This window comes from Rothia sp. HMSC064F07 (genome assembly GCF_001837265.1).
Classification (GTDB): Bacteria; Actinomycetota; Actinomycetes; order Actinomycetales; family Micrococcaceae; genus Rothia; species Rothia mucilaginosa.
Genome location: NZ_KV831926.1, coordinates 265,542 through 288,414, shown reverse-complemented (window position 1 = coordinate 288,414; position 22,873 = coordinate 265,542). Strand labels below are relative to the sequence as shown.

Annotated in this window: 20 protein-coding genes; 6 read left to right on the top strand and 14 right to left on the bottom strand. The window is 59.7% G+C overall.

Going from position 1 to position 22,873, the window contains the following annotated elements:
* Positions 1-255: 255 nt before the first annotated feature.
* Positions 256-828, bottom strand: a complete 573-nt coding sequence (locus HMPREF2712_RS03665) for a LytR C-terminal domain-containing protein (protein WP_070819292.1) — start codon at positions 826-828, stop codon at positions 256-258.
* Positions 829-1,089: 261 nt separating this feature from the next.
* Positions 1,090-1,395: a DUF3263 domain-containing protein gene (locus HMPREF2712_RS03660; protein ID WP_049338388.1), complete on the bottom strand. Its 306-nt coding sequence runs from the start codon at positions 1,393-1,395 to the stop codon at positions 1,090-1,092.
* A gap of 187 nt (positions 1,396-1,582) precedes the next feature.
* On the opposite strand from HMPREF2712_RS03660, the gene HMPREF2712_RS03655 reads away from it, so the two are divergent.
* Positions 1,583-2,254, top strand: coding sequence for a uracil-DNA glycosylase (locus tag HMPREF2712_RS03655; protein WP_005504509.1), 672 nt, complete (start codon positions 1,583-1,585; stop codon positions 2,252-2,254).
* Between the two features lie 139 nt (positions 2,255-2,393).
* Here the strand turns inward: HMPREF2712_RS03655 and HMPREF2712_RS03650 are convergent, their stop codons facing one another.
* The 8 genes from HMPREF2712_RS03650 to HMPREF2712_RS03615 form a co-directional block, all read right to left on the bottom strand.
* Positions 2,394-4,538, bottom strand: coding sequence for a threonine/serine exporter family protein (locus HMPREF2712_RS03650; protein WP_070819291.1), 2,145 nt, complete (start codon positions 4,536-4,538; stop codon positions 2,394-2,396).
* 414 nt (positions 4,539-4,952) lie between these two features.
* Entirely contained in the window at positions 4,953-5,231 is a 279-nt protein-coding gene (locus HMPREF2712_RS03645) for an HPr family phosphocarrier protein (protein ID WP_005504506.1), read from the bottom strand.
* Positions 5,232-5,465: 234 nt separating this feature from the next.
* On the bottom strand, positions 5,466-7,160 hold the full coding sequence (gene ptsP / locus HMPREF2712_RS03640) for a phosphoenolpyruvate--protein phosphotransferase (protein ID WP_070819290.1): 1,695 nt from the start codon (positions 7,158-7,160) through the stop codon (positions 5,466-5,468).
* 99 nt (positions 7,161-7,259) lie between these two features.
* The gene (locus HMPREF2712_RS03635; protein WP_070819289.1) at positions 7,260-9,266 is read right to left on the bottom strand and encodes a PTS fructose transporter subunit IIABC; all 2,007 of its coding nucleotides are present in this window, start codon (positions 9,264-9,266) and stop codon (positions 7,260-7,262) included.
* A 191-nt stretch (positions 9,267-9,457) separates the two neighbouring features.
* Positions 9,458-10,408 (bottom strand): 1-phosphofructokinase family hexose kinase, encoded by a 951-nt coding sequence (locus HMPREF2712_RS03630; protein ID WP_070593162.1) that lies wholly within the window; start codon positions 10,406-10,408, stop codon positions 9,458-9,460.
* Positions 10,408-11,199, bottom strand: a complete 792-nt coding sequence (locus HMPREF2712_RS03625) for a DeoR/GlpR family DNA-binding transcription regulator (protein WP_049357323.1) — start codon at positions 11,197-11,199, stop codon at positions 10,408-10,410. Before HMPREF2712_RS03625 ends, HMPREF2712_RS03630 begins: the two co-directional genes overlap by 1 nt.
* Before the next feature lie 400 nt (positions 11,200-11,599).
* The gene (locus HMPREF2712_RS03620) at positions 11,600-12,064 is read right to left on the bottom strand and encodes a VanZ family protein (protein ID WP_049358374.1); all 465 of its coding nucleotides are present in this window, start codon (positions 12,062-12,064) and stop codon (positions 11,600-11,602) included.
* Entirely contained in the window at positions 12,054-13,343 is a 1,290-nt protein-coding gene (locus HMPREF2712_RS03615; protein WP_070616138.1) for a histidine phosphatase family protein, read from the bottom strand. Before HMPREF2712_RS03615 ends, HMPREF2712_RS03620 begins: the two co-directional genes overlap by 11 nt.
* A 265-nt stretch (positions 13,344-13,608) precedes the next feature.
* On the opposite strand from HMPREF2712_RS03615, the gene HMPREF2712_RS03610 reads away from it, so the two are divergent.
* The 3 genes from HMPREF2712_RS03610 (at position 13,609) to HMPREF2712_RS03600 (ending at position 16,928) form a co-directional block, all read left to right on the top strand.
* Entirely contained in the window at positions 13,609-14,571 is a 963-nt protein-coding gene (locus HMPREF2712_RS03610) for an ABC transporter ATP-binding protein (protein WP_070616144.1), read from the top strand.
* Positions 14,571-15,989 carry an FtsX-like permease family protein gene (locus HMPREF2712_RS03605; RefSeq protein ID WP_070630031.1) on the top strand — a complete coding sequence of 473 codons (1,419 nt, stop codon included), beginning with the start codon at positions 14,571-14,573 and terminating at the stop codon, positions 15,987-15,989. The genes HMPREF2712_RS03610 and HMPREF2712_RS03605 overlap by 1 nt, the downstream gene beginning before the upstream one ends.
* Positions 15,990-16,163: 174 nt before the next feature.
* On the top strand, positions 16,164-16,928 hold the full coding sequence (locus tag HMPREF2712_RS03600) for an HAD family hydrolase (RefSeq protein WP_070819288.1): 765 nt from the start codon (positions 16,164-16,166) through the stop codon (positions 16,926-16,928).
* Between the two features lie 108 nt (positions 16,929-17,036).
* On the opposite strand, the gene HMPREF2712_RS03595 is transcribed toward HMPREF2712_RS03600, so the two are convergent.
* The 4 genes from HMPREF2712_RS03595 to HMPREF2712_RS03580 form a co-directional block, all read right to left on the bottom strand.
* The gene (locus HMPREF2712_RS03595) at positions 17,037-17,732 is read right to left on the bottom strand and encodes a methionine ABC transporter permease (RefSeq protein ID WP_070819287.1); all 696 of its coding nucleotides are present in this window, start codon (positions 17,730-17,732) and stop codon (positions 17,037-17,039) included.
* A complete protein-coding gene (locus HMPREF2712_RS03590; RefSeq protein WP_044150078.1) occupies positions 17,733-18,788 on the bottom strand; it encodes a methionine ABC transporter ATP-binding protein in 1,056 nt (351 codons plus the stop codon). It lies immediately after the preceding gene.
* A 146-nt stretch (positions 18,789-18,934) separates the two neighbouring features.
* A complete protein-coding gene (locus tag HMPREF2712_RS03585) occupies positions 18,935-19,819 on the bottom strand; it encodes a MetQ/NlpA family ABC transporter substrate-binding protein (protein WP_005507550.1) in 885 nt (294 codons plus the stop codon).
* A gap of 310 nt (positions 19,820-20,129) precedes the next feature.
* Positions 20,130-21,896: a long-chain-fatty-acid--CoA ligase gene (locus tag HMPREF2712_RS03580; RefSeq protein WP_070819286.1), complete on the bottom strand. Its 1,767-nt coding sequence runs from the start codon at positions 21,894-21,896 to the stop codon at positions 20,130-20,132.
* A 147-nt stretch (positions 21,897-22,043) separates the two neighbouring features.
* Between HMPREF2712_RS03580 and HMPREF2712_RS09060 the strand changes: the two genes are divergently transcribed.
* Both HMPREF2712_RS09060 and HMPREF2712_RS03575 read left to right on the top strand, forming a co-directional pair.
* The gene (locus HMPREF2712_RS09060) at positions 22,044-22,193 is read left to right on the top strand and encodes a hypothetical protein (protein WP_005504480.1); all 150 of its coding nucleotides are present in this window, start codon (positions 22,044-22,046) and stop codon (positions 22,191-22,193) included.
* On the top strand, positions 22,193-22,855 hold the full coding sequence (locus HMPREF2712_RS03575; RefSeq protein ID WP_070819285.1) for a sugar O-acetyltransferase: 663 nt from the start codon (positions 22,193-22,195) through the stop codon (positions 22,853-22,855). The genes HMPREF2712_RS09060 and HMPREF2712_RS03575 overlap by 1 nt, the downstream gene beginning before the upstream one ends.
* The last annotated feature ends 18 nt before the right edge of the window (positions 22,856-22,873 follow it).

Sequence of the window (22,873 nt, the reverse complement as noted above, 5' to 3'; positions counted from 1 at the left end):
CGACAACCGTGACAGGGGTGTGGGCAGAGTAGGGCGCAGAACGCCCGAATGCTACATCAATTGTGGCACCCGCACCGGCGTGGAGCAAACGTTTAAGCCCAAGGTTGAAGGGTTAATCGCCCAGTGCTTAATCTGCGCTCATCAACCCCGCCAAAAGGGGCGTTAAAAGCATCAACCCCACCCGGTGCGCGATTGGAATTGCACGGGTGGGGTTGAAAGAAAACTTGTAATTACAGAAGCGACGCGGACTGGGTTTTAGCCGGTGTAATCCGACGCCAGAACCACAATCACCTCGTGGTTGCCCATCTCAACGTTGGCGGTCGCCTGGCGTACCTGCGAAATATCCAGCTTCGAGGCGATGCTCTGCGCCTGCGACTGGTAGCCCTCAGCGTAGTAGACCACGCTGGTTGCAGGTGCCGCCCCGGTGTAGTTCGCGGTCTCGCTGATGGTGTAGCCAGTCAGCAGAGCCGCCGCGCTGGAGGCACTACCCGCCGGAGCAGACGCATTGTAGACCGCCACCGAAATAGACTCAGCCAGGCCAGTCTTCGTGGGGCTCGCCGAAGCGGAGGCGGTAGCCGGCGCAGAAGACGCCGACGCGCTTGCGGGAGCAGAGCTGCTCTTCGCGGTGGACGCCGAGTACTGCGGGGAGGCGGTGCGCGGCGCGTACACGTACATTGCACCGCCAATCAGCAGGCCAACCACACCGGCGGCGACCAGGGGGATAGCACCCTTGGGGCTCTTTGCCGGGTCGACGTTGACCGCGCGGTAGGTTCCGCGGCGGGCGGTGTTCTCGTCTACCTCGTCAAATTCATCGCGGGGGTAGCTCATTTATCCTCATTTCACGGGTCTCTGTTTACCGGCTGGTACCGCGCCGTCCTGCATGGTGCGCGGGCGCGGCAGATGAAGGTGCGGTCTTGGTGTTCTAGTACCTAGAGTACCGTCTCAATTAGCGGGAACCAACGCGAACGCCCCGCAACCGGCTGTGAAAGAGACGGACGCCGCACAGTGTTCAATCTCTGGTTGAACTTGAGGTGTGCGGGGTTGAAAGCAGGAGTTGGAGAGCTCGCACGGCTCCCCCAGTTTGAGCCCCTAGTCAGCGTCTCGGCGGGCGCGCAGAACGTCGATCATCTGCGGCGCTGCGGCGCGTACCCGCTCATCATCCAGCATCACGTTCAGGCGCTGGTAGTAGGCAATCGGGGTGAATCCGGCGGCGATAATCGCCTTCTCTTTGGAGCCCTGGTGTTTGAAGCGGCGGCGCTCCACCTCAAGGATGCGGCGCTCCACCGGGGTCAGGCCACCGGGTTGGTTCTCTACTTCCGGCTGGTTCTGTACTTCCGGCTGGTTTTCTACTTCCGTCTGGGTCTCAGCGGTTTCAGCGCGTTCCTGTTCTGACACGTTCCCTCCTGTCTGCAGCTCGTCTGCCGCGGCTGGCGTCTCCTAGCGCGTGTATCCGTCATCCCCTAGTCTAGAGGAGGACCTCAGTCTAGAAGAGAAACTCAGTCTAGAAGAGAAACGTTCATCCCGCGCCCGGTTCCGTCACCGTCCGGGTTGCATCAGCACCAGGAGATTCCCGAGGAGATTCATGAACCAGCCCCTCAGTAGCATTATGAGCGAGGATTGGGCGGCAGCACTTGCCCCCGTCGAAGAGCAGATTCACGCCATGGGCGCTTTCCTGCGTGAGGAGCACGCGGCGGGGTACCGTACTTTCCCGCCTGCTGCCGATATTTTCAATGCGTTCCGCCGCCCGATGAGCGGGGTGAAGGTCCTCATTATTGGTCAGGACCCCTACCCTACTCCGGGCAATGCGATGGGTCTGTCGTTCTCGGTGCACCGCGGTATGCCGTTGCCTCGTTCGCTGAACAATATTTACAAGGAACTTGAGGACGATCTGGGTATTGCCCCGGCTGATCACGGTGACCTGTCCTGCTGGGCTGATGAGGGTGTCATGCTGCTCAACAGGGTTTTGACGGTGCGCGAGTCTGATGCGGGTTCGCACCGCGGCAAGGGCTGGGAGGAGATTACCGAGTGCGCTATCCGTGCGCTGGTGGCGCGTAACCAGCCGCTGGTTGGCCTGCTGTGGGGTGCGGATGCGCGCAAGTGCGCACCTATGTTGCAGCCGTACCCGAGCGTGGAGTCGGCGCATCCTTCGCCGCTGTCTGCTCGTCGTGGTTTCTTCGGTTCGCGCCCGTTTTCGACTGTGAATTCTTTGCTGGTGCAGCAGGGTGCGGAGCCGGTGGATTGGACGGTCCGCTAGGGGTAAGCACAAGAGCCAGTGTACGAGCTGGCGCAATGGGCATAGTGAAGGGGCGGTAGCTTATGAGTTCACCTCGCAGGCTACCGCCCCTTCCCCACATCCAATATATGCGATATTGGCTATATAACCTTGAAAAGGGCTAAGAATCCGCCGGTTCCACGTTTCGCGGAGTCGTAAAACGCTGTAGCGCATACTGCATCGTGTAATTACCCAACGCAACCCCCGAAGCCATCGCCACCACAATCGAAACCGCCGTAATCATATTCTGCATACCCAGAATCACGTCCGTCTCAACCGTCAACAGATACATGCCGCGGAAGAACGACAGACCCGGCAGCAAGAACGTAATCGCCGGAATCGAGAAGATCGCCTGAGGCACATGCAGACGGTACGCAAAATATGTGCTCAACGCACCGATCACAACCGCCGCACACGCCGTCGGACCGCGACCAGTACTCGGGCCAGCCAGCAACTCATAACCGTAATACGCCGCCAAACCGCAGCCCGTAATGACCATCAGCCACCCGACCTTCACCAGCTTCGTCTGCAAGGTCACCGCAAAGGTCGCAATCGCAACAATGAAGAAGAAAGACGCCACCAGCGGGGTCGTCGGCTCAAAACGCAGCTGCTCAATATCCAGGGTCGGGCCGTTGAAAATATTGATCGCACTCACCGCGGTCGCAATGCCAACCACCAGACCTAAGAAGCTCATGCCCGTAGACACGAAACGACCCGCAGCCGTCACCGGGAAGCCATTAATCGCGTCCTGCACGGCACCCACCAGGCGCGGAGTCGGCAAGAACATAATCATGCCCGCAGCCACCACCAGAGGCGCCGAAATCGCCTCCCCCTGACGCTGCAACACCGAAAGAATGGATCCCTCACCGCCCAGCCAAATCGCCAAGAAGGTCATCAGACCCGCACTGGCAGCCATACGGAAGAACGCCGGAATACCAATCGAACTCAACCACTGAATCAGCAGGTACACCGGAATAAAGATAATCGCCGCACTCAACGCCGTCGCAAAACTTGCACCCAGCGCTGCCGTTAGGGTTCCGGCACACGCCAGGTTCGCCAACCACACCACCAGAGGCGGGAACGGCTTGGGTCGGTGGGTAATCTGGTTCAGCTTCAAATCAGCCATTTCCAGGGTCATACCACCGCGAGTAATCTTGTAGATTAGGCCGTACACCTCAGAAAGCGCCTCGTAGTTCTCCGTAGAGGAACGAACCACACGCACCAGGGTGTGGGTAAAGCGCTCGTCAGCGTTCGCATTGCGCTTGGCGATGCGGGACTCCATGTAAATATCGGGGTCCGACGTGTAGTTGATGGTCACCGACTGGTTCGTAATATCGACTTCCACCGAGTCCAGCCCGTACGCCGAAGAGACCGCAATAATCGCCGAGTCCACGTCCATTGCGTCCGCACCGTAGTGGAACATCGCCTCCGCCAGGCGCAGGGTGAAGTTCAGAGTATCGCGGGCGTACTCCTTCTCACGGCGGAACGCCTCACGGCGCTCATGCTCCTCAGAGCGGATCGTCGGCACGAACTGGCGCTGCGCGATGCGCTGGGCACCGCGCGGGGCGGCGGGTGCCGCCTCCTCAGTGCGCACAAAGGAGCGGAAGCGACGCGAACCCCAGCGACCACCGCTACCGCGCCCAAACAGGCCGCGAGAGCCGCCCTCAACCAGCGGTACGGAGGTGGTGGACATCGAGACAGGCCCAGTCTTCGGCATTGCGCTAGGATCCGCGCCGAAGCGGCGGGCTGCGTGAGAGTTGGGCACCTGCGGAATCATGCCGGTCATGGGCACCGGCTGGGAGGGGCGAGTCAGCGCCGCCTCAGTTACCAAGTTGCTGGATGTGACGGGGTTAGGGTCCTCACGGTACGCATCCAGGTCGTCATCAGGCACGAGGGAGGGGTCAATGACGGTGCGCGCCCCATGATCGTGCTCGTGGGGGCACAGTTCCGGGCCACAATCGGGCTCTGCGGTCTCCTGCGGGGTAATGCCCATGTCGGCAGCAGCTTCCTGGAGCACCTCACTCACTGCTTCTGCCTTAACGGTGCCCTCCTGGCTTGTCGCGGAGGTAGCATGCTGAGCCAGCACGCGGCGCAATTTCTCGTCGGTGACCTGGTCTAGTGAAACCAGGGGAAAACCGCGTTTGCCAGCGATGTAGCCCGCGGTGGTATTCTGCTCGCTTCCTTCCGTTGCGGCAGTGTTTGCTTCGCCTGCATGCGAAGCTTCCCGCGATGTGGGGGTCGCGGGGGTGTTCCTCGATTCTGCCAATGTCCCTCCCAGATAGACAGTGCCTTTTTAGTCTAACAAGGGCACGATTCTGCGGTAGCACTGAAGAGCAGAAATATCACTTTTCTGCCCGGTGATTTTGTGAGCAAAAGCGCTCTGCGGAACTTACGGTAGAAAGGTTCATTGATATGAAGAGAAATCCAGGTCACTACTGTACAGAAGATATTTTGGGAGATATTTCTAGAGCTATTTTCGAGGAAAAATAAAGGTTATATATACATTAAGATTTAGCAGAGAAATATTCCCCATGCCCCACTTACAACTCAATAAAAAATGAATTATTCATAATAAAAAAATATCCCGCCACCGAAGTGACGGGATATTCACGCTTTAAGGCTGTAGCCTTCACAGCATCTGAAGCGCACCGCTCGGGGCCACCTCAGAGGCGAAAGTCAATTACTCAGCGTCGTGGTCGGTCTCGAGGATCTTAACCAGCGAGTCCAGAGCCTCTTCAGCACCTTCACCCTCAGCGCGCAGGACAACAACGTCGCCGTGCTTTGCACCCAGGGACATCAGGGACAGAATCGATGCAGCGTCCATAGCCTCATCTGCGGGCTCGCCCTTAGCAGCGATGGTCACCTCAACGGGGAGGTCGCCAGCTGCCTCAGCGAAGATAGCTGCCGGACGTGCGTGCAGGCCAACACGGCTTGCAATAGTGGCTTCGCGCTCTGCCATTATGTTTCTCCTTTGATCAAGGAACTGAAAATATATCAGTACCTATTCTAAATGAACGGGGCGCTTCAGGACCCGCCCTTACTCTATAAATTGTACCGTTCAGCCATACGCTAACAAGTACCAAAAATGCCGGATGCAGAAATAAAACTCTACACCCGGCATTTTTATGGACTCAGGCACCGCCCAGCACACCCCATCAAGGCGCGGCAGGCAGCCCCGAAATCGTTTTAAGGCTTAGAGGCCCAGCTCATCCAGAATCGGCAGAGCCTTGCGTGCGCTCTCCTTCGCCTCAGCAGAAGAAATCTGCTGCAGAGCGATAGCCGCAATCTGCTGTGCCTTCTCCTTGGTCACGGACTTCAGAACCGCAGCCACAGCGGGAATAGCACCAGCGTTCATGGACAGGGTGTCAACACCCAGACCAATCAGAACAACAGCCAGAGCCGGGTCAGCCGCAGCCTCACCACAGACGCTCACGTACTTCTTCTTACCCGCGGTGACCGATGCACGCTGAGCACCCTCAACGGTCATCTTAATCATCTTCAGCACTGCAGGCTGCCAGGGGTTGTTCAGGTGTGCCAGGTCGCCCAGCAGACGGTCAGCCGCCATGGTGTACTGGGTCAGGTCGTTGGTGCCGATGGACACGAAGTCGACCTCGCCCAGGATTGCCTCAGCGTTCATCACAGCTGCGGGGGTCTCAACCATCACACCGTGAACGGGCAGGCCAATCTCCTTGAGCATGTTCGCGAAGTTGCGTGCCTCGGAGGTGGTCGAAATCATCGGAGCCATAACCCAGATGTCAGCGTCGGAGTCCTCAGAAGCAGCCTTGATAGCCTCCAGCTGGCGGGTCAGAACGCCCGGAACGGTCCAGTCAGTACGGAAACCGCGAACACCCAGTGCGGGGTTCTCCTCGGGGTTCACGTTCAGGAACGGCAGGGGCTTGTCAGCGCCAGCGTCCAGGGTACGAACCACAATGTGCTTGCCGGGGAATGCGTCAAACACGGACTTGTAGGTCTTAGCCTGAGTCTCAATGGAAGGCTCAGAGTCGTGGCCCAGGAAGCCGAACTCGGTGCGCAGCAGGCCAACACCCTCAGCCTTTAGGCTTGCAGCCTTCTCAGCGGACTTGCCGTCACCAACGTTTGCGTACAGCTCAACGCGGGTGCCGTCAGCCAGCACGCCCTGACCGTCGAAGTCAGCGACGGGCTTACGGTTTGCGTACTTGATTGCTACCTCACGGTCAGCGTCGGTGGGCTCGGTGTCAACGATGCCTTCGTTGGAGTCCACGTAGACGACGGTGCCGTCAGCAATCTCGGTCACACCCTTAGCGGCCACAATAGCGGGCAGGCCCAGGCCGCGAGCCAAAATAGCGGTGTGCGCCTGGGGGCCGCCGTCAGAGGTGATCAGGGCGATAACCTTCTCGGGGTCCAGGGTCGCGGTATCAGCCGGTGCCAGGTCAATAGCGGCCAGGATGAACGGCTCATCAGAAACGGGGATGCCGGGAGCCTGCTGGTCGGTCAGCTCAGCAACAATGCGGGCACGCACGTCGTGGATGTCGGTGACGCGCTCAGCCATGTAGCCACCCAGGGCAGCCATCTGGTCTGCGAAGGAGGTTGCAGCCTCCCAGATAGCGCGCTCGGGAGCCATCTCCTGAGTCTCAACCAGCTTAATAGCGCTCTTGATGAGTGCACGGTCGGTAGCCATCTGAGAGGTAGACTTCAGAACAGCCTTGCCGTCACGGCTAGCGTGCTCTGCACGAGCGAGCAGGTCTTCCTTCACGCGGACCGATGCGTCCTTAATGCGCTGCGCTGCAGCCTCAGCGGTCTCGCCGCTCAGACGCAGACCGTCCTTGGGTTCCTCGATGGGCTTAGGCATCTGAAGAACGGGGCCAATAACGCGGCCGGCGTATACGCCGACGCCCTTGTAGGTAGTCATAAATTCATGTCCTATCTGTGGTTTGTCTACAGTGTAACGTGTTTTTTCACGCTCACGCCTGCAAACAGACGATCAAATGAAGGTGAGGTTATACGGCCTTTATGCGGATGCCTTAGAGCGGGCACCCAGGGACTTCAGCACCACGTACAGTAGCGCCGAAACAACGGTACCGGCAACAACAGCCGCCAGGAACATCAGCGGGTTCTGTGCCAGACCAATAATCCAAATACCACCGTGCGGAGCCGGGGAAGCCACGTGCGCACCCATGGAGATTGCACCGGCAATAGCGCCACCAACAATGGTCGAAGGAATCACGCGAGCCGGGTCAGCCGAAGCGAAGGGAATAGCACCCTCAGAGATGAAGGATGCACCCAGCAGCCACGCAGCCTTACCGTTCTCACGCTCGTTCTCGTTGAACAGCTTGGGGCGCAGGGTGGTTGCCAGAGCCATAGCCAGCGGCGGAACCATACCGGAAATAATGACGGCAGCCATGATTTCCTGGTTCACGGTCGCACCCGAGGACAGGCCAGCGGTTGCGAAGAGGTAAGCAGCCTTGTTGATGGGGCCACCCAGGTCAGAAGCCATCATAGCGCCCAGGATCAGGCCCAGCAGCAGAGCGGAACCACCAGACATGGAGGTCAGCCAATCCTGCAGGGTGGTCATAACCCACGCCAGGGGCGCACCGAGCAGCAGGTACATTGCCAGGCCGGCAACCAGAGAAGTCACCAGCGGGGTGATGACCACGGGCATCATCGAGCCAAGCCAGCGGGGCAGCTTCAGGGTGCCCAGAGCGTACGCAATCAGACCGGCGAGAATACCGCCAACAATACCGCCAAGGAAGCCCGCGTTCACAGCGAGAGCCACCGAACCGGCGATGAAGCCCGGAGCAATACCGGGACGCTGAGCCAAACCGTACGCAATGTACGCGGCAAGAGCCGGAACCATCAGGCTCAGGCCGAAACCACCGATGGTCTGCAGAACAGCACCCAGGTACAGGGTCCAGTGCACGTCACCGAGGTTGAACAGGGTTGCCGAGTCGAGAATCGCCTTGGTGTTCACATTGCCAAGGTTCGGCACCGTAATTGCCTCGAAAACGAAGCCCAGGGCGACCAGAATACCGCCGGCAGCAACGAACGGAATCATGTAGGAGATACCGGTCATCACGGCCTTGTAGATGCGCGAGCCCCAAGCGCCATCGGTAGCGCCTGCGCTATCCTCACCGCTGGATGCGGTAGCGGCAACACGTGCACCGTTGGGGTTCTCGGCCTCAGCCAGAGCCTCCGCAATCATTTCCTTCGGCTCGTCAATACCGCGCTTGACGGGAGACTCAACGAAGGGCTTACCTGCGAAGCGGTTACGCTCACGCACGTTCACGGACACCGCAAAAATCACGGCGTCTGCGGCGTCAATATCGGCCTGGCTCAGGGTTTCGTTGCCCGAGGAGCCCTGGGTTTCAACCTTCAGGTCGTAGCCGAGTTCCTCGGCGGCGTACTTGAGGGCGTCGGCGGCCATGTAGGTGTGGGCGATACCGGTGGGGCACGCGGTCACAGCAACAATCTTCTTCACCGGAGCCGAAGCAGCGGGGGTTTCCTTCTCAGCATCAGGCGCAGCGGCAGGCGCAGCCTCGGCGGGCTTAGCCTCTGCCTTCTTCTCGCCCACGCCGAGCGCACCGTTAACCAGCTCAACGATCTCTTCAGCCGAGGAGGCTTCGCGCAGGGACGCGGTGAAGCTCTTCTTCATCAGGGAGCGTGCCAGGGTGGAGAGCAGCTTCAGGTGGGCCTGGTCAGCGCCATCGGGTGCAGCGATGAAGAAAATCAGGTCGGCGGGGCCGTCCTTTGCACCGAAGGAAACTGCCGGGTTGGGGCGTGCCATCGCCAGGGTCGGCTCGGTGACGGCGGCGCTACGGCAGTGAGGAATCGCAATACCGCCGGGGATGCCGGTGTCAGTCTTGGATTCGCGTGCCTCGGCAGCCGCGTAGAGCTGCTCGAAGTCGGTAGCGCGTCCGGCATTTACGACTGCCTGGGCGAGCTTGGCAATTACGTCGAATCGGGTCTCGCCGAGGTTCTCGTCCAGCAGGACGAGATCTGCGGTGATCAGATCAGACATATTCCCTCCTCGGGTATGTGTTGGGGCGGGGATTCGCTCAGCGGTGCCGGGCTTCTCCCCTATATGAGTTCAAAGTGTGCGCAGTGTGTGTTGAGTGTGCAGCGTGCGGATATGTGTGTACATATGCGCACAGCACCCCATCTTATATTCCCTTCTGAGAATAAAAGCTGGAGGTGCGAAAACAGCCCGAATTAGAGCTGCAGCTGACGAACAGTGACCTTCTCAGGAGTGGTCTGCTCCAGCGAAGGCATGCGGGTACCGGGCAGAGCAGCAGCAGCCGAACCGTGAGCTACCGCCTGAACCAGGCAACCGGGGGCATCCTCACCACGAGTATGAGCAATCAAGAAACCGGACAGCGACGAGTCACCGGCACCCACAGTGCTACGAACCTGAATCGGCTCGTGCACAGCGTGCCAGATACCCTGCTCAGTGACCAGCACTGCGCCGCCGCCGCCGAGGGTGGCAAGCACGTACTCGATGCCGTCGCCGAGCAGCTTCTGGGCGGTGCGGGCGGTCAGCTCGGGGCTAGCCTCCAGCTCCTCCCAGTTATCGCTACCGGTCAGCTGAGCCAGCTCCTCCGAGTTGGGCTTAATCAGGGTGGGCTTGTGCTCACCGGCGACGGTCGCAATCAGCGGCGCCTCAGAGGTATCGATAGCGATCTTGCCCTCGTAGCCGGAGGCGCGCAGTGCCGCCACCAGCTCGGAGTAGTAGGTCGGTTCCAGGCCCGGAGGCAACGAACCAGCCAAAACCACCCAGTCGGCACCCTTGGAACGCTCAACCACCAGCTCGTCCAGCTTCTGACGCAGTTCGGCATCAAAAACGGTGCCGGGGGCATTCAGCTTGGTGGTGGTACCATCCGGATCAACCACGGTGATGTTTGAGCGAATCGGCTCACCGGTGGGCAGGTTAGCGAACTCGACGTCCACCGCCTGCAGTGCGGTCAGCACCGGGTCGCTGGCTTCACCGGGCACAATGGCGAGGGTCGGTACGCCGGAAACCTGCAGGGCGCGGGAAATATTCACACCCTTACCACCGGGATCCTGTACGGCACCGACAGCACGCTGCACGGCACCGTGAGCCAGGGGTGCACCGAGTTCAATGGTGCGGTCCAGGCTGGGGTTGGCGGTCAAAGTAATAATCATTAGGCAATCACAATCTCAACATTTGCGGCCTCGAGTGCCTGGCGGAGGGCACCTTCGGGCTCGCGATCAGTAATGAGGGTGTCAATATCCTCAAATCCGGCGAAGCGGACCAGGGATTCCTGACCGAACTTCGCGGAGTCACAAAGCAAGACCACGCGGCGGGCTGCCTTGCAAATTGCGGTCTTGACGATAGCTTCGTTCATGCCGGGGGTGGAGATGCCGAAGTGGGCTTCAATGCCGTTGGCACCGATGAAAGCAATATCGGGGCGCATGGTACCGAAGTGCTCTGCGGCGCGTGCACCAACAGCAGCCCAGGTCATCTTGCGCAGCTGGCCGCCAACCAGTTCAAGGGTGACACCCTCGGCTTCGGCGAGCTTGACTGCAATGTGCAGTGCGTGGGTGATGATGATGCGGTCGTTGCCGGTCTTGAGGCTGAAGTTCTCGGCGCCGATGTGGTCGGCGAGAATCTCGATGGTGGAGCCTGCGTCCAGGACGATGGAGCCTGCCTCGGAGTCGCGCAGCATCTGGTATGCCTTGGTGGCGATACGGCGCTTCTCGGGGGTGTTCATGCCCTGTCGGGAGGAGATGGAGGACTCCAGGGAGGTGGACTGCTCAATGGTGACAGCACCACCGTGAACACGGCGGAGCTTACCTGCCTCTTCCAGTGCGGCGAGGTCACGACGCACGGTCTCCATGGTCACATCGTAACGGCGCGCAAGGTCAGCGCCGTTGACACGACGTGCGGAGGCAACAAGCTTTGCAATTTCGGCACGGCGTTCTTCTGCGAACATAAATCTGGTGTTCCTTTGGGCTAGTGGGAGGAAATCTGTGCGTTCTTTTCTGTGCTCTGCTCGGCTTTTATAACCGTGAGAGACATGGTTTCAGTGAGCCAGCAGAACACTTGAGGGTAATACTTGATTTTATGTGGGTTTTTGTGGGTAAGTCAATATAAAACGCTGTATTTACCGGAATATTACCCGAATGTTCCCTACAGAAACCACACTATATCGGAGGTCACTGCCTGTTTATGTCTGTTTGACCTAATGAACTGTTGGGTTTTCCCGCTCCCCCCTCATCCGCACAGTATCCAACACCTACACGGCGCCCTCACAGGGTAAAAAGTGGAGGCGCCAGCTCCGAAAATCCTCAGCGAGAATCCTCGAAACCAGCGCCTCCACCGGGCACAAAACTTTATTTACCTTGACGCTCACGACGTTCACGACGCCAACGATGCACGCCCAAAGCACCCGCCGCACCCAGCAGGGCACCCGAACCGTTCATCAGCACATCCACCGGATCGCCGGTACGATCAGGCATGAAACTCTGGATCGTCTCAATGCAGGCGCTGACCAAAAATCCCGAGTACAGCACGTGCGGGCGAGCCTTCGGTTTGAGTAGCAGGGCGAAAAGAAAACCGCCCGGAATGAACATGATGACGTTCGAGAGCTGCTCGATGCTCGAATAGGTGATGAACGCAGGCAGCCACCCCTCGGCGTGGCCGGTATCCAGCAGCTGCGCCAGGCGGCCTCCCATCTCGTTATCGTCCACGTGCACGGGGGCGAACACGATACTCGCCACCACCGCGCAGTACAGCGCCGTGACCGGCCAGAGAATCAGCCGCCATACGCGAGCGCCAGACCAACCTTTACCAAACAAGGCGACCCACCTCGTCGAACTGCTTGGTCGAATCCCACGCGAACAGGCCCGGCACGTCAATCGTGAGCGGTTCGGCGTTCGGCACGGTCACGGTCCACTCTTCACCGGCTGCGGCGGAGAGGGCGCGGCGAATGAAGCTGCCGTGGCTGACGGCAATAATCTTCTGGTCGCCGGAGTCTTCTGAGAGTTCACGCACGATATTGCGCAGGGTACGCACCGCGCGGATGTACACGTCGCGTTCGGATTCCACGTTCGGGTAGTAGCGTTCGGGGGCGCGGCGTTCGGGGGCGGGAATGTCCAGGCCCTCACCGGCACCGTAGGCGCGTTCCACCAGCTCGGGGTAGGTCTTGTGCACCTGCAGATCGAAGTGCTCACCGACCAGCTGCGCCGTCTCGTAGGCGCGAGACAGCGGCGAGGACACCAGCACGGTGAACTCCAGACCCATGTCGGCGAGCTTCTTGCCGGTGGTGCGTGCCTGCTCGCGACCGGTGTCATTGAGCGGAATGTCGGTGATGCCCTGCATCAGGTTCGCCTTGTTCCAGTCGGTCTGGCCGTGACGAATCAGGGTGAGGGTCGTGTTCTCGGCGCCCGCCGGTACTTCCTCGGGGCCCAGCTCAGGTTCCAGATGCTGCACAACCAGGCGGTCGATTGCGTTGTCCAGGTACTGCAGGGGCACCTCGGTCAGGGAGGCGTTTACCGGGATCGGGTAGATGCCGTCCTCGTTGAGCAGTTCGGGATGGCGTTCAGCGACCAGGGCGGTCATGGTCATGGCAATCAGCATGCCGTGCGCGGCGACCACAACGGTCTGACCCTCGTATTCGCGGCGGACGCGGTTCAGCGCCGCGAGGGAGCGGGCGAGGAAGTCCTTCTTCGGTTCCACATTGAAAGCATTGTTGGACTGGCGGGAGGCGAGGATCAGCTCGCGGGTAGCAATCTGCCCTTCCAAGTCGCCAAAGGAACGTTCCTGGAAGCCGTCAACGGCACCGCGGTAGGGTACGCCCAGGCCTTCGGCTACGATTTCGGCGCTTTCTACGGCGCGGGAGAGCGGCGAGGAGACGATAGCGTCCACGGTGGTGCCTTCAGCTGCTGCCTGCTTCAGGGCGCCGATAGCGGTGCGGACCTGTTCTCTGCCGGTGTCGTTGAGGGGGATGTCGGTGCCGCCCTGGAAGCGGTGGTCAATGTTCCAGTCGGTCTGGCCGTGGCGTAGGAAGATGATGCGGGTTCCTGCCTCGGGGTCGGCTACCGGAGTGATGATGGGGGTGTTCTGTGCGTCGGTCATCCTTCTAGTATGGCACTGCCTCCATGCAGTTCAAGGCCGCCGCGCAGTTCAAGGCCTCGGTGCAGTTCAAGGGGTGCGCGGCTTATCCCTTCTGCTGAGGCGCACTCATACCGCGGTATGAGCTGCGGGGTGGTTGAGCACCCGGTCGGGCGAATTTTTTCAGGGTTTTCCCATATTTTTCAGCCCCCAGACGGAGGGGTGAGCTGCCGAGAAGCTGAGATGATAGAAGAGTACTTCCGTTAGTTCATACCCAATGAAGGTTGTCATGACGCAGAATCCTCAATCTCAGAACCCGCAGTTCCAGGCTCAGAACCCGTACTCAATGACCCCTCCGCAGGCGGCGCAGCCTGCCGGTCAGTATTCCGCTCAGCAGGGTCAGCCTAACCAGCAGAGCCAGGCGGGCTACTATCAGGGCCAGCCGCAGGGCTACCCGGCTCAGGCACCTCAGCAGATGCAGCAGGCGCCCTTCGCGCGCGGCGCGATTATTTCTGCCCGTAACCTGCACAAGTCGTACGGCAATAACCCGGTGCTACGTAACGTGAGCCTGGATATTTTCCCCGGTGAGTCCGTGGCGATTATGGGTCCTTCCGGTTCCGGTAAGACCACCCTGTTGCACGCGCTCTCGGGCATTATCAAGCTCGATGCCGGTTCTGTGCTGTTCAACGGCCCGACCGGTCAGGTGGCGGTGGAGTCCCTCAGCGAGCGTGAGCGCACCTCCCTGCGCGCTAACTCGTTTGGTTTCGTGTTCCAGCAGGGTCTGCTGGTTCCCGAGCTGACCGCGGAGGAGAATGTCTCCCTCGCCGCGATGATTGCCGGTGTTCCCCGCCAGCAGGCGCGTTCCATTTCGGCTGATCTGTTGAACCGTCTGGGTTTGGGGCAGATGCTGGACCGCCGTATGGGTGAGATGTCCGGTGGTCAGGCTCAGCGTGTGGCGATTGCCCGCTCCCAGGTGAACGGTGCCCCCGTGACTTTCGCGGATGAGCCGACCGGCGCACTGGATTCGAAGACCGCGCGTGAGGTGATGGCTCTGCTGCTGACCATGATTCCGCAGCAGGGTAAGACTCTGCTGGTGGTGACTCACGACCCGAACGTGGCGGCGGCGTGCTCCCGCGTGGTGTACCTGCAGGACGGCCAGATTGTGAGCGATCAGCGCAATAACCAGGGCGGTGTTCCCGCTTCCCAGAACCACGCTCAGAACCTCGGCGCTCAGTCTCAGGCAGGTGCATAATGCAAATCTATGCTCTACTCGCCAAGCGAACCCTATGGAGTTCGCAGGCGATTCTTCCCGTACTGGCTTTTGCCGCCTCCTCGGCACTGTTTTTGACGGTTGCCGGTGGTGTTCAGGCGCTGAGCACGTGGCTTGAGCACGCCAACGTTGACCACGAAATGATCAACCTGATGGGCATTCAGAAGCTCTACATGGGTTTGGCGTGGGTTGCCGCTCTGGTGCTGATTGTTCCGCTCTTTACCCTGGGCGCTTCGGCTGCTCGTTTGAGTGCCCGCCGCCGTGATGAGCGTCTGGCGTCCCTGCGTCTGATTGGTGCCTCCACAACCCTGATTGTGGGTCTGTCTGTTGCGGACGCGCTGGTGTACTCTCTTGTGGGTTTCATCATCGGTCTGTTGCTTTACCTGGTGCTGATTTTCCCCTTTGGCGCTTTGCACTTCATGAACGTTCCGCTGGGTGCTGAGAATATGCTCCTGCCGGTGAGCGTGATTTTCTACTGCTTCCTGGGCTGTATGGTTCTGGCGGCTCTTAGCTCCCTCTTCGGTCTGGCGAAGGTCAGCATCAGCCCGCTGGGTGTGCGTACCCGCGCGAAGGCTGGTTCCGCCGGTTACATTGCTCTGGGTATCGGTGTTGTTCTGGTCATCGCCGTGATGATTCTGGCTTCGACCTCGAAGGGTTTTAGCATGTTCTCACCCTTCCAGGACGGCGGTGCCGATAGCGCGATTAAGAACCTAGCGATTTTCATTGCTCTGCCGGGTCTGCTGATGATGGTTGCTATCGACCTGATTGGTACCTTCCTGGTGTGGGCATACGCAAAGATTCGTGTGCGCATGACCCAGAAGGCGTCGGTTCTGCTGGGTTACCGTGCGGTGCTAGAGTCCCCGCGCGGGGCGTGGCGTCAGGTTTCGGGTGTGGCGCTGTCGACCTTCTTGGTGACCTTCTTCGGCCCCATCCTGATTCTGGCGGGTGAGATGAACAAAACGGCGAAGGAGGTAGGCCCCGCCGCCGGCCCCTTCATGACCATCATGTCGGACATGTTCCAGGGCATGCTGCTCATGCTGTTCTTCTCGTACCTGCTGGTCACCCTCTCCGCAGTGTTGAACCAGAGCGCCGCCATTTACGAGCGTGGTTCGCTGTACTCTTCGCTGAATATGATGGGTACCCCCACGAGGATGTTGCAGGCTTCGCGCCTTACCGTGGTTTTCGGTCCGCTGGTGCTCATTAGCGTGGTTTCTGCGCTACTGGGTCTGCCGCTGACGGCGTTGATTGCGGCGCAGGGTCTTTCCGGTGAGATTCTGGCGAAGATGTTCGGTATGACCTTCGGCGCTATTGCGCTGGGTCTGGCACTGGTCTATGTGGGCCTGTTGGCGACCATTCCGTTTATGCGTCAGGTGACTCATAAGCCGGTGTCCGCTCTCTAAGCTGTACGGCTGCTACCCTCCCGTTGCGTTCTCAGTGGATGCGGCGGGAGGGTTTCTTCATGTCTGCTGAGGTGCTGCGTGCGTTTGTGCCCTCACCCGGTTTGAGCCCCGCATGTTTTCTCACGCACCGGGCCACTGCTTCCATAGCCTAAAGCCCTGTGAGAGACTGACATTATGTTTGAACACACAGTACCCTCCGATTGGTTCCCCCGCTGCGCAATCTTCGACTGCGACGGCATCCTCCTCGACTCCGAGACCGTCTGGAACGATGTGCAGCGTGAGCTTTTCACCCGCTGGTCTGTTCCCTTCACCGAGGAGGTGGAGCATCGCCTCACCGGTCTGGCGGCAGCCGACGTTGCGCAGGAGCTTGCACTGCTCTCCTACGAGGCGCAGAACGGCCAGAAGCCGGACACCGCCTCCGCAGAGTACGCCGAACACCATGAACGCGTGATGAAGGACCTGCTCACCACCGAGCACGAGGTCATCAGCTCCGGCGTGGACCTGATTGAGGGTGCACAGAAGTTCCTGGGCTTCCTGAGCGAGCACATGCCGGTTGCGGTGGCGTCGAACTCCACCGCGAACATTCTGACCCTGAAGATGGAAAGCTACGGTTACGCCCCGCTGGTGCGCACCTGGGTCAGCAGCAACGACGTTCCGGCCGGTAAGCCCGCCCCGGACATGTACCTGGAGGCGGCACGCCGCCTCGGCTTTGAAGGTCACGAGGCGCTGGCGTTCGAGGACTCCCCCGCGGGCGCGCAGGCGGCACGTGACGCCGGTACAAAGGTCATGGTTTACGTTCCGGAAGGCACCGACCCGGCAAAGGCACCGGCCGGTTTTGGGCGCTTCGATTCGTTCAATGACCCGCAGCTCTGGGAGGCGGCACGCATCTGGATCGCCAAGCTTGAGGCGGCACAGCAGTCTGAGGCGGCGCAGGGCTAAGTAATTAGCGCCCCCTCCCCCGGTATGAAGAAAGACCCCCGGCCCGCTCCTGAAGAGCAGACCGGGGGTCTTCTATGCTTTATCAGCTTGTACCTAAGCGGTACGAGTTTATCGGCGCATAACCTTCTTCGCCAGTGCGTTACCGATGAACTGAACCAGCTGAACCAGGACGATAATAATCGCCACAACAGCCCAGGTGATCTCATCGTTGAAGCGCTGGTAGCCGTCCACAATCGCGATCTTACCCAGACCGCCAGCACCCACGTAACCGGCCATAGCGGACATATCCACCACGCCAATGACGAGGAAGGTGTAACCGAGGATCAGCGGGCCAAGCGCCTCCGGAATCATCACGGTGAAGAGGATGGTCAGCTTTGAAGCGCCCATCGCACGCGCCGCCTCAATCACGCCCGGGTCAATGGAGACCATGTTCTGCTCCACGATACGGGCAATAGCGAATGCAGCACCGAAGCTCATTGCGAAGACCGCCGCATTCACGCCCAGGCGGGTACCCACCACGGCGCTCGTCAGCGGGCCCAAAGCCGCAATCAAAATAATGAACGGAATCGGGCGAATCACGTTCACCAGAATATTCAGGATCGTGTACACGAAACGGTTCTGGAAGATGTTGCCCTCACGGGTGGTGTACAGCAGAGCACCCACAATCAGGCCGACCAGACCGGCGCACAGCATGGTGATAGACACCATGTAGAACGTATCGCCGATAGCCGGGAGCAGCTTCTCGGGCAGGAACTCGGACCAGTCCGTCTTAGACGCAGCCAGCGGAAGAGTAGTAGCAAACATTTAGCGCACCTCCTGCACGCGGGCAACGGTCTTCAGTTCGGCAACGGCGGCATCAATGCTGGTGATTTCGCCAAGGAGTTCCAGGGTGAGGGTACCGTACGCCTTACCCTGCAGGGTCTCAATACCGCCGCCCACAATGTTGAAGCGGACGTTACGGGCGCCCAGGTAGGACAGCACCTTACCGAGCTCCTGGTTACCCTCCACAATTTCAACGTTGATGAGGTAACCCTTGTGGTTTGCGCGCAGCTCAGCCGCTTCCTTGCCGGTGGGGGCGAGCTTGACGGTGGTCGCAACAAACAGCTTTGCCACGTCGGTCTGCGGGTTGGAGAAGACGTCGTAGACGTTGCCCTGCTCCACCACGCGGCCGGACTCCATGACAGCCACACGGTCAGCGATGCTGGAGACCACGTCCATCTCGTGGGTAATCACCACGACGGTCACACCCAGTTCACGGTTCACACGCTTAAGGAGCGCAAGAACTTCATGAGTGGTTTCCGGGTCCAGCGCGCTGGTGGACTCATCCGCCAGCAGCAGGGCGGGGCTGGTCGCGAGCGCACGAGCAATACCCACACGCTGCTTCTGACCACCCGAAAGCTGGTTCGGGTAATGACCTGCACGGTCGGCAAGACCCACGAACTCAAGCATTTCCAGGGCGCGTTCGCGGCGGTCCTTCTTAGACCAGCCGGCAATCTTCAGCGGGAACTCGACGTTACCGAGCACGGTGCGGGAGTTCATCAGGTTGAACTGCTGGAAGATCATGCCGATATTGGTGCGTGCTTCACGCAGTTCGGAGTCGCGCTTACCGGAAATCTCGAAGCCGCCAACGGTCAGGGTGCCGCTGGTGGTGGTTTCCAGGCCGTTGATGAGGCGGACCAGGGTAGACTTACCGGCGCCGGAGTAGCCGATAATTGCAAAGATTTCGCCGCGGTTAATGCTGAGGGAGACGTTGTCCACAGCAACTACTGCCTTGGGGCCGTTGCCGAAGACCTTGGAGACTCCGTCCAGAACCACCATGGGCTCGGTGCTGTCACCGAAGCTCTGTACCAGTTCACTCATAAGTTTGTATCCGTTGTATGTCGTGGTTGGGGCGCTAAAGGGCATTAACGCCGTTACGCAAAGGACGGTAAGCCTGTCGTGACCCGCATCGGGTGCTTAGACTTACCGCCTTTGCGTATGCCTAGAGGAGGCGTGTATTTAGAAGATTACTTCTTGGCGCGCAGCTTGGCTTCTTCGTTAGCCAGGGACTGACGTAGCTCGTCGGTGCTCACGTTGACCTCAACAGCGGTGCCGCGGGTCTCTTCCTGAACAACATCCATGACGGGCTTGGTGTGGAAGATTTCAACAATCTTCTTGTAGGTCTCGTCGTCAGCCTTGTCCTTCTGAGCAACGAAGAGGTTCACATACTTGATTGCCGAGGGGTCGGTCTTGGGGTCGTCCTGAGCCAGGGCGTCTGCGGGCTTCAGACCTGCATCCTTGAGGAAGTCGTTGTTGACGACTGCGCCATCAGCGGACTCCATGCCAACCACGGTCTGGGTTGCGTCGACGGGAGTGACCTTCACCTTGGAGTTAGCGGTGTCCACGTCGTCGATGGTGGGTGCGTCAACATCAGCGTTCTTGAAGGTAACCAGGCCGTTGGTCTTCAGCAGCTTCAGAGCGCGTGCTTCGTTCACGGTGTCGTTCGGGATAACGATCTCGCCGCCCTGGGGGATGTCAGCCAACTTGGAGTGCTTCTTGGAGAACAGAGCCATCGGGTAGATGACGGTCGGGCCGACAATCTGCAGGTCCTTCTTAGCGCTCACGTTGTAGTTGGACAGGTACGCGATGTGCTGGAAGCGGTTCATGTCGATGTCACCGGCGTCCAGTGCGGGGTTCGGCTCGGTGTAAGCGCTGAACTCCTTGAACTCAATGTCGATACCCTGCTTCTTAGCTTCTTCCTTCAGGGTCTTGTTGAACTTCTCAGAGCCAACCACACCGATGGTGACCTTCTTAGATGCGGAAGAGGAGGAAGAGGAGGAGTTGGTGGAACCGCAGGCTGCCAGGCCAAAGACCATGGGGACAACTGCGAGTGCAGCAGCAAACTTCTTCACGGCTATGAATCTTTCTGTTGAATGATGATGCGTTCCGCCGGGTGCTCACGTTGGTACTAGCACATCCGATGGGAATGATGATGGGACAATTACAGCACGCACAAGGGCGGGTGTGGAAGTTAATGGCTATTCATGAGACACAGAACGTCAAGGTCGTCATATTTTGTCACAATTCGTCATGCGGTGATTATTTGCCAGGTCACAAAGCGTCATTGACGGTGTATTCAGGCGCACACAAAACGCCGGCAAGGGTACAAAAACCCAAGCCGGCGTCCATAGTGCCACCCGTTACGGGCGGTGGGGAATCAACCTACTGATCGAACTCGCCCGAAGCAATCAGCTGCTCACGCACCTTACGGCGCAGAACCTTACCCAGCATCGAACGGGGCAGATCATCCACCACCACGATGCGGCGCGGAACCTTATAACGGGTCACCTTCGAATAGCAGTGCTCACGCAGAGTATGCTCCTGCACCACTCGACCCGGGGCGGCAACCACGGCGGCAACCACCATCTCGCCACCGGCGGGCAGCGGAATACCGACTACCGCCGCATCCGCGACCATGTCGTGCTGCTTGAGGGCGACCTCAACCTCCGTCGGGGAGACGTTGAAACCGCCGGTAATAATGACTTCCTTAATGCGGTCGACAATCTGAATGAAGTAGTCCTCATCCAGTCGCACAATATCGCCGGTACGCAGCCACCCCTCGGGAGTGATGGTCTTAGCCGTCTCGTCCTCACGCTTCCAGTAGCCAGCAAAACGCTGAGGGCCCTTCACCCACAGCTCGCCCTCTTCACCATCAGGCACGTCCTCGCCGGTCTCCGGGTCCACCACACGAATATCGGTGGAGGGGAACGGAACACCAATAAAACCGGCACGGCGAGTGTCATTGAGCGGGTTGCAGGACACCAGCGGCGCGCACTCGGTCAGGCCGTAGCCTTCCACCATGAAACCGCCGGACGCTTCCTCCCACTCGGCAACCAGCTCAGGCGGCAGGTTCATCGCACCAGAGACCGCGTAACGGATACCCTCCAGGGACACACCACGCTTCTTCGCCTCATCCATCAGGCGGCGATACACCGGCGGAACCGCAGGAAGAATGGTCGGGCGGGTCTTCTTCATCGCCTTCAAAATCAGGTCCATGTCCACGGTCGGGAACAGCACCAGGCGGGCACGGCACAACGACGCAATCGTCACGCCCAGGGTCATACCGTACGCGTGGAACAGCGGCAGAACCGAGTAAATCACCTCGTCATCGCCCGGGTTAATCCATGCCTCACCCATGCGACCGTTAGACTCCAGGTTGCGGTGCGTGAGCATCACGCCCTTCGGCAGGCCGGTCGTACCCGAGGTGTACTGCAGCAGCGCAATATCGTGCGCGGTCGGGCGGCGATGCGACGGGTCAATACGCTCGCTCTTCACCAGCTGAGTCCACGGCACCGTACCCGGCGCAGGACCGGTCAGCTTCTCACGCGAAGCACGCGCACTCTTCAACGGCAGCTTCAGCGCGGTACGCATCAGCGCGGGCATCGCCGAAATCATGTTCACCGAATAAATATGGTTCGGGCGGATATCCGCAGGAAGACCCGTAATATGCGAGGCGATCTTATCCCACACAATCGCGACCTTCGCGCCGTGATCCTCAAACATGTGGCGCAACTCCGCGCCCGTGTACAGAGGGTTATGCTCCACCACAATCGCGCCCAGGCGCAAAATCGCATAGAACGCCGCAATATGCTGAGGGCAGTTCGGCAAAATCAGCGCCACACGGTCACCCGCCTGCACACCAGCCACACGCAGACCCTCCGCAGCACGCTCAATCTGGTCCCCCAACTCGGCGTAGGTTGTGGTCGCGCCAAAGAACTCCAGCGCCACCTTGTGGGGTACGGTGCGGACCGCCTCGTCAATGAGGTGGCTCAGCGAAGTCTCGGGCAGCTCAATATCGCGGGCAGTCCACGAAGAATAATTCTTCAACCAGGGGCGATGCGCCAACGGATGCGTACCAGCCGATACGCCAGCGGGGGATGCAGGTGCCGCCGCATCCTGCGAATTCGTGTTCTTCTGAGCCTCAGTCATGCATTGATTGTGCCTTCCCACACCCTCACGCTTCAACTCAGCAGCGCTTCTTCCCACGCTGAAAATCACACGGTACACCCACCCCAGATACCGCAATAAACGCCGAAACACTAAGGTAAACCCAAGCAACTCTGGGATACTTAAAGCATGAGTAAACGACAGCAAGACATCACTGACGAACAGTTCAAGAAGCTCCTCCGCGAAATTTCCAAACGATTCGCCATCGCCGGAGGAGTCGTCATCCTGTTCGGAATGGCCATCATCGCACTTGCTTACCTTCTGGGAGGAGCCCACTAATGCACACCCCGCAGCGCCCCAACGGCGACATCTTCAACCGCATGGTCTCCGGCGCCGCTTACATGCCCGACGCCGAATGCGCCGCGCAGACTAAGCGCATCCACGCTGCAACCGTCCTCGCCGAAGAACACTACGCACGCGGTGAGCAGGCACAGGCAATGCACGTCTACCGTGAACACCTCGGCCACCTGGGCGAGCACTCGCACATCCGCCCGGGCGCACGCTTCGACTACGGCGTGAACACCTATATTGGTGACGGCTCCTTCTTCAACTTTGGCTGCGTCTTCCTGGACGTCTGCCCGATTCGCATCGGCTCCACCGTGCTCGTCGGCAACAACGTACAGTTCCTCACCCCCACCCACCCGCTCAACCCGGTCGACCGCGCCGCATACTGGGAAGGTGGCGAGCCTATCACCGTTGAAGACAACGTCTGGATTGGTGGCGGCGCCATCATCCTGGGCGGTGTGACCATCGGCAAGAACTCCGTGATTGGCGCGGGCACCGTCGTCACCAAGGATGTCCCCGAAAACTCCCTCGTGGTGGGCAACCCCGGCCGCGTCATCCGCACCCTGGACGAGAACGAACGCCCGGCATACCCGCACACCTACTCCGCAGAAGCCCTGGAAGAAGCACGCGCCTTCTACGCTGACCGCAACCGCTAAATCAGCACCCAGGACTAG

What these genes read in the sequence shown, in the direction of transcription:
- HMPREF2712_RS03665 (WP_070819292.1), bottom strand. Translation starts at nt 828, where the DNA reads ATGAGCTACCCCCGCGATGAATTTGACGAGGTAGACGAGAACACCGCC.
- HMPREF2712_RS03655 (WP_005504509.1), top strand. Translation starts at nt 1,583, where the DNA reads ATGAACCAGCCCCTCAGTAGCATTATGAGCGAGGATTGGGCGGCAGCA.
- HMPREF2712_RS03645 (WP_005504506.1), bottom strand. Translation starts at nt 5,231, where the DNA reads ATGGCAGAGCGCGAAGCCACTATTGCAAGCCGTGTTGGCCTGCACGCA.
- ptsP (WP_070819290.1), bottom strand. Translation starts at nt 7,160, where the DNA reads ATGACTACCTACAAGGGCGTCGGCGTATACGCCGGCCGCGTTATTGGC.
- HMPREF2712_RS03635 (WP_070819289.1), bottom strand. Translation starts at nt 9,266, where the DNA reads ATGTCTGATCTGATCACCGCAGATCTCGTCCTGCTGGACGAGAACCTC.
- HMPREF2712_RS03630 (WP_070593162.1), bottom strand. Translation starts at nt 10,408, where the DNA reads ATGATTATTACTTTGACCGCCAACCCCAGCCTGGACCGCACCATTGAA.
- HMPREF2712_RS03625 (WP_049357323.1), bottom strand. Translation starts at nt 11,199, where the DNA reads ATGTTCGCAGAAGAACGCCGTGCCGAAATTGCAAAGCTTGTTGCCTCC.
- HMPREF2712_RS03615 (WP_070616138.1), bottom strand. Translation starts at nt 13,343, where the DNA reads ATGACCGACGCACAGAACACCCCCATCATCACTCCGGTAGCCGACCCC.
- HMPREF2712_RS03610 (WP_070616144.1), top strand. Translation starts at nt 13,609, where the DNA reads ATGACGCAGAATCCTCAATCTCAGAACCCGCAGTTCCAGGCTCAGAAC.
- HMPREF2712_RS03605 (WP_070630031.1), top strand. Translation starts at nt 14,571, where the DNA reads ATGCAAATCTATGCTCTACTCGCCAAGCGAACCCTATGGAGTTCGCAG.
- HMPREF2712_RS03600 (WP_070819288.1), top strand. Translation starts at nt 16,164, where the DNA reads ATGTTTGAACACACAGTACCCTCCGATTGGTTCCCCCGCTGCGCAATC.
- HMPREF2712_RS03595 (WP_070819287.1), bottom strand. Translation starts at nt 17,732, where the DNA reads ATGTTTGCTACTACTCTTCCGCTGGCTGCGTCTAAGACGGACTGGTCC.
- HMPREF2712_RS03590 (WP_044150078.1), bottom strand. Translation starts at nt 18,788, where the DNA reads ATGAGTGAACTGGTACAGAGCTTCGGTGACAGCACCGAGCCCATGGTG.
- HMPREF2712_RS03580 (WP_070819286.1), bottom strand. Translation starts at nt 21,896, where the DNA reads ATGACTGAGGCTCAGAAGAACACGAATTCGCAGGATGCGGCGGCACCT.
- HMPREF2712_RS09060 (WP_005504480.1), top strand. Translation starts at nt 22,044, where the DNA reads ATGAGTAAACGACAGCAAGACATCACTGACGAACAGTTCAAGAAGCTC.
- HMPREF2712_RS03575 (WP_070819285.1), top strand. Translation starts at nt 22,193, where the DNA reads ATGCACACCCCGCAGCGCCCCAACGGCGACATCTTCAACCGCATGGTC.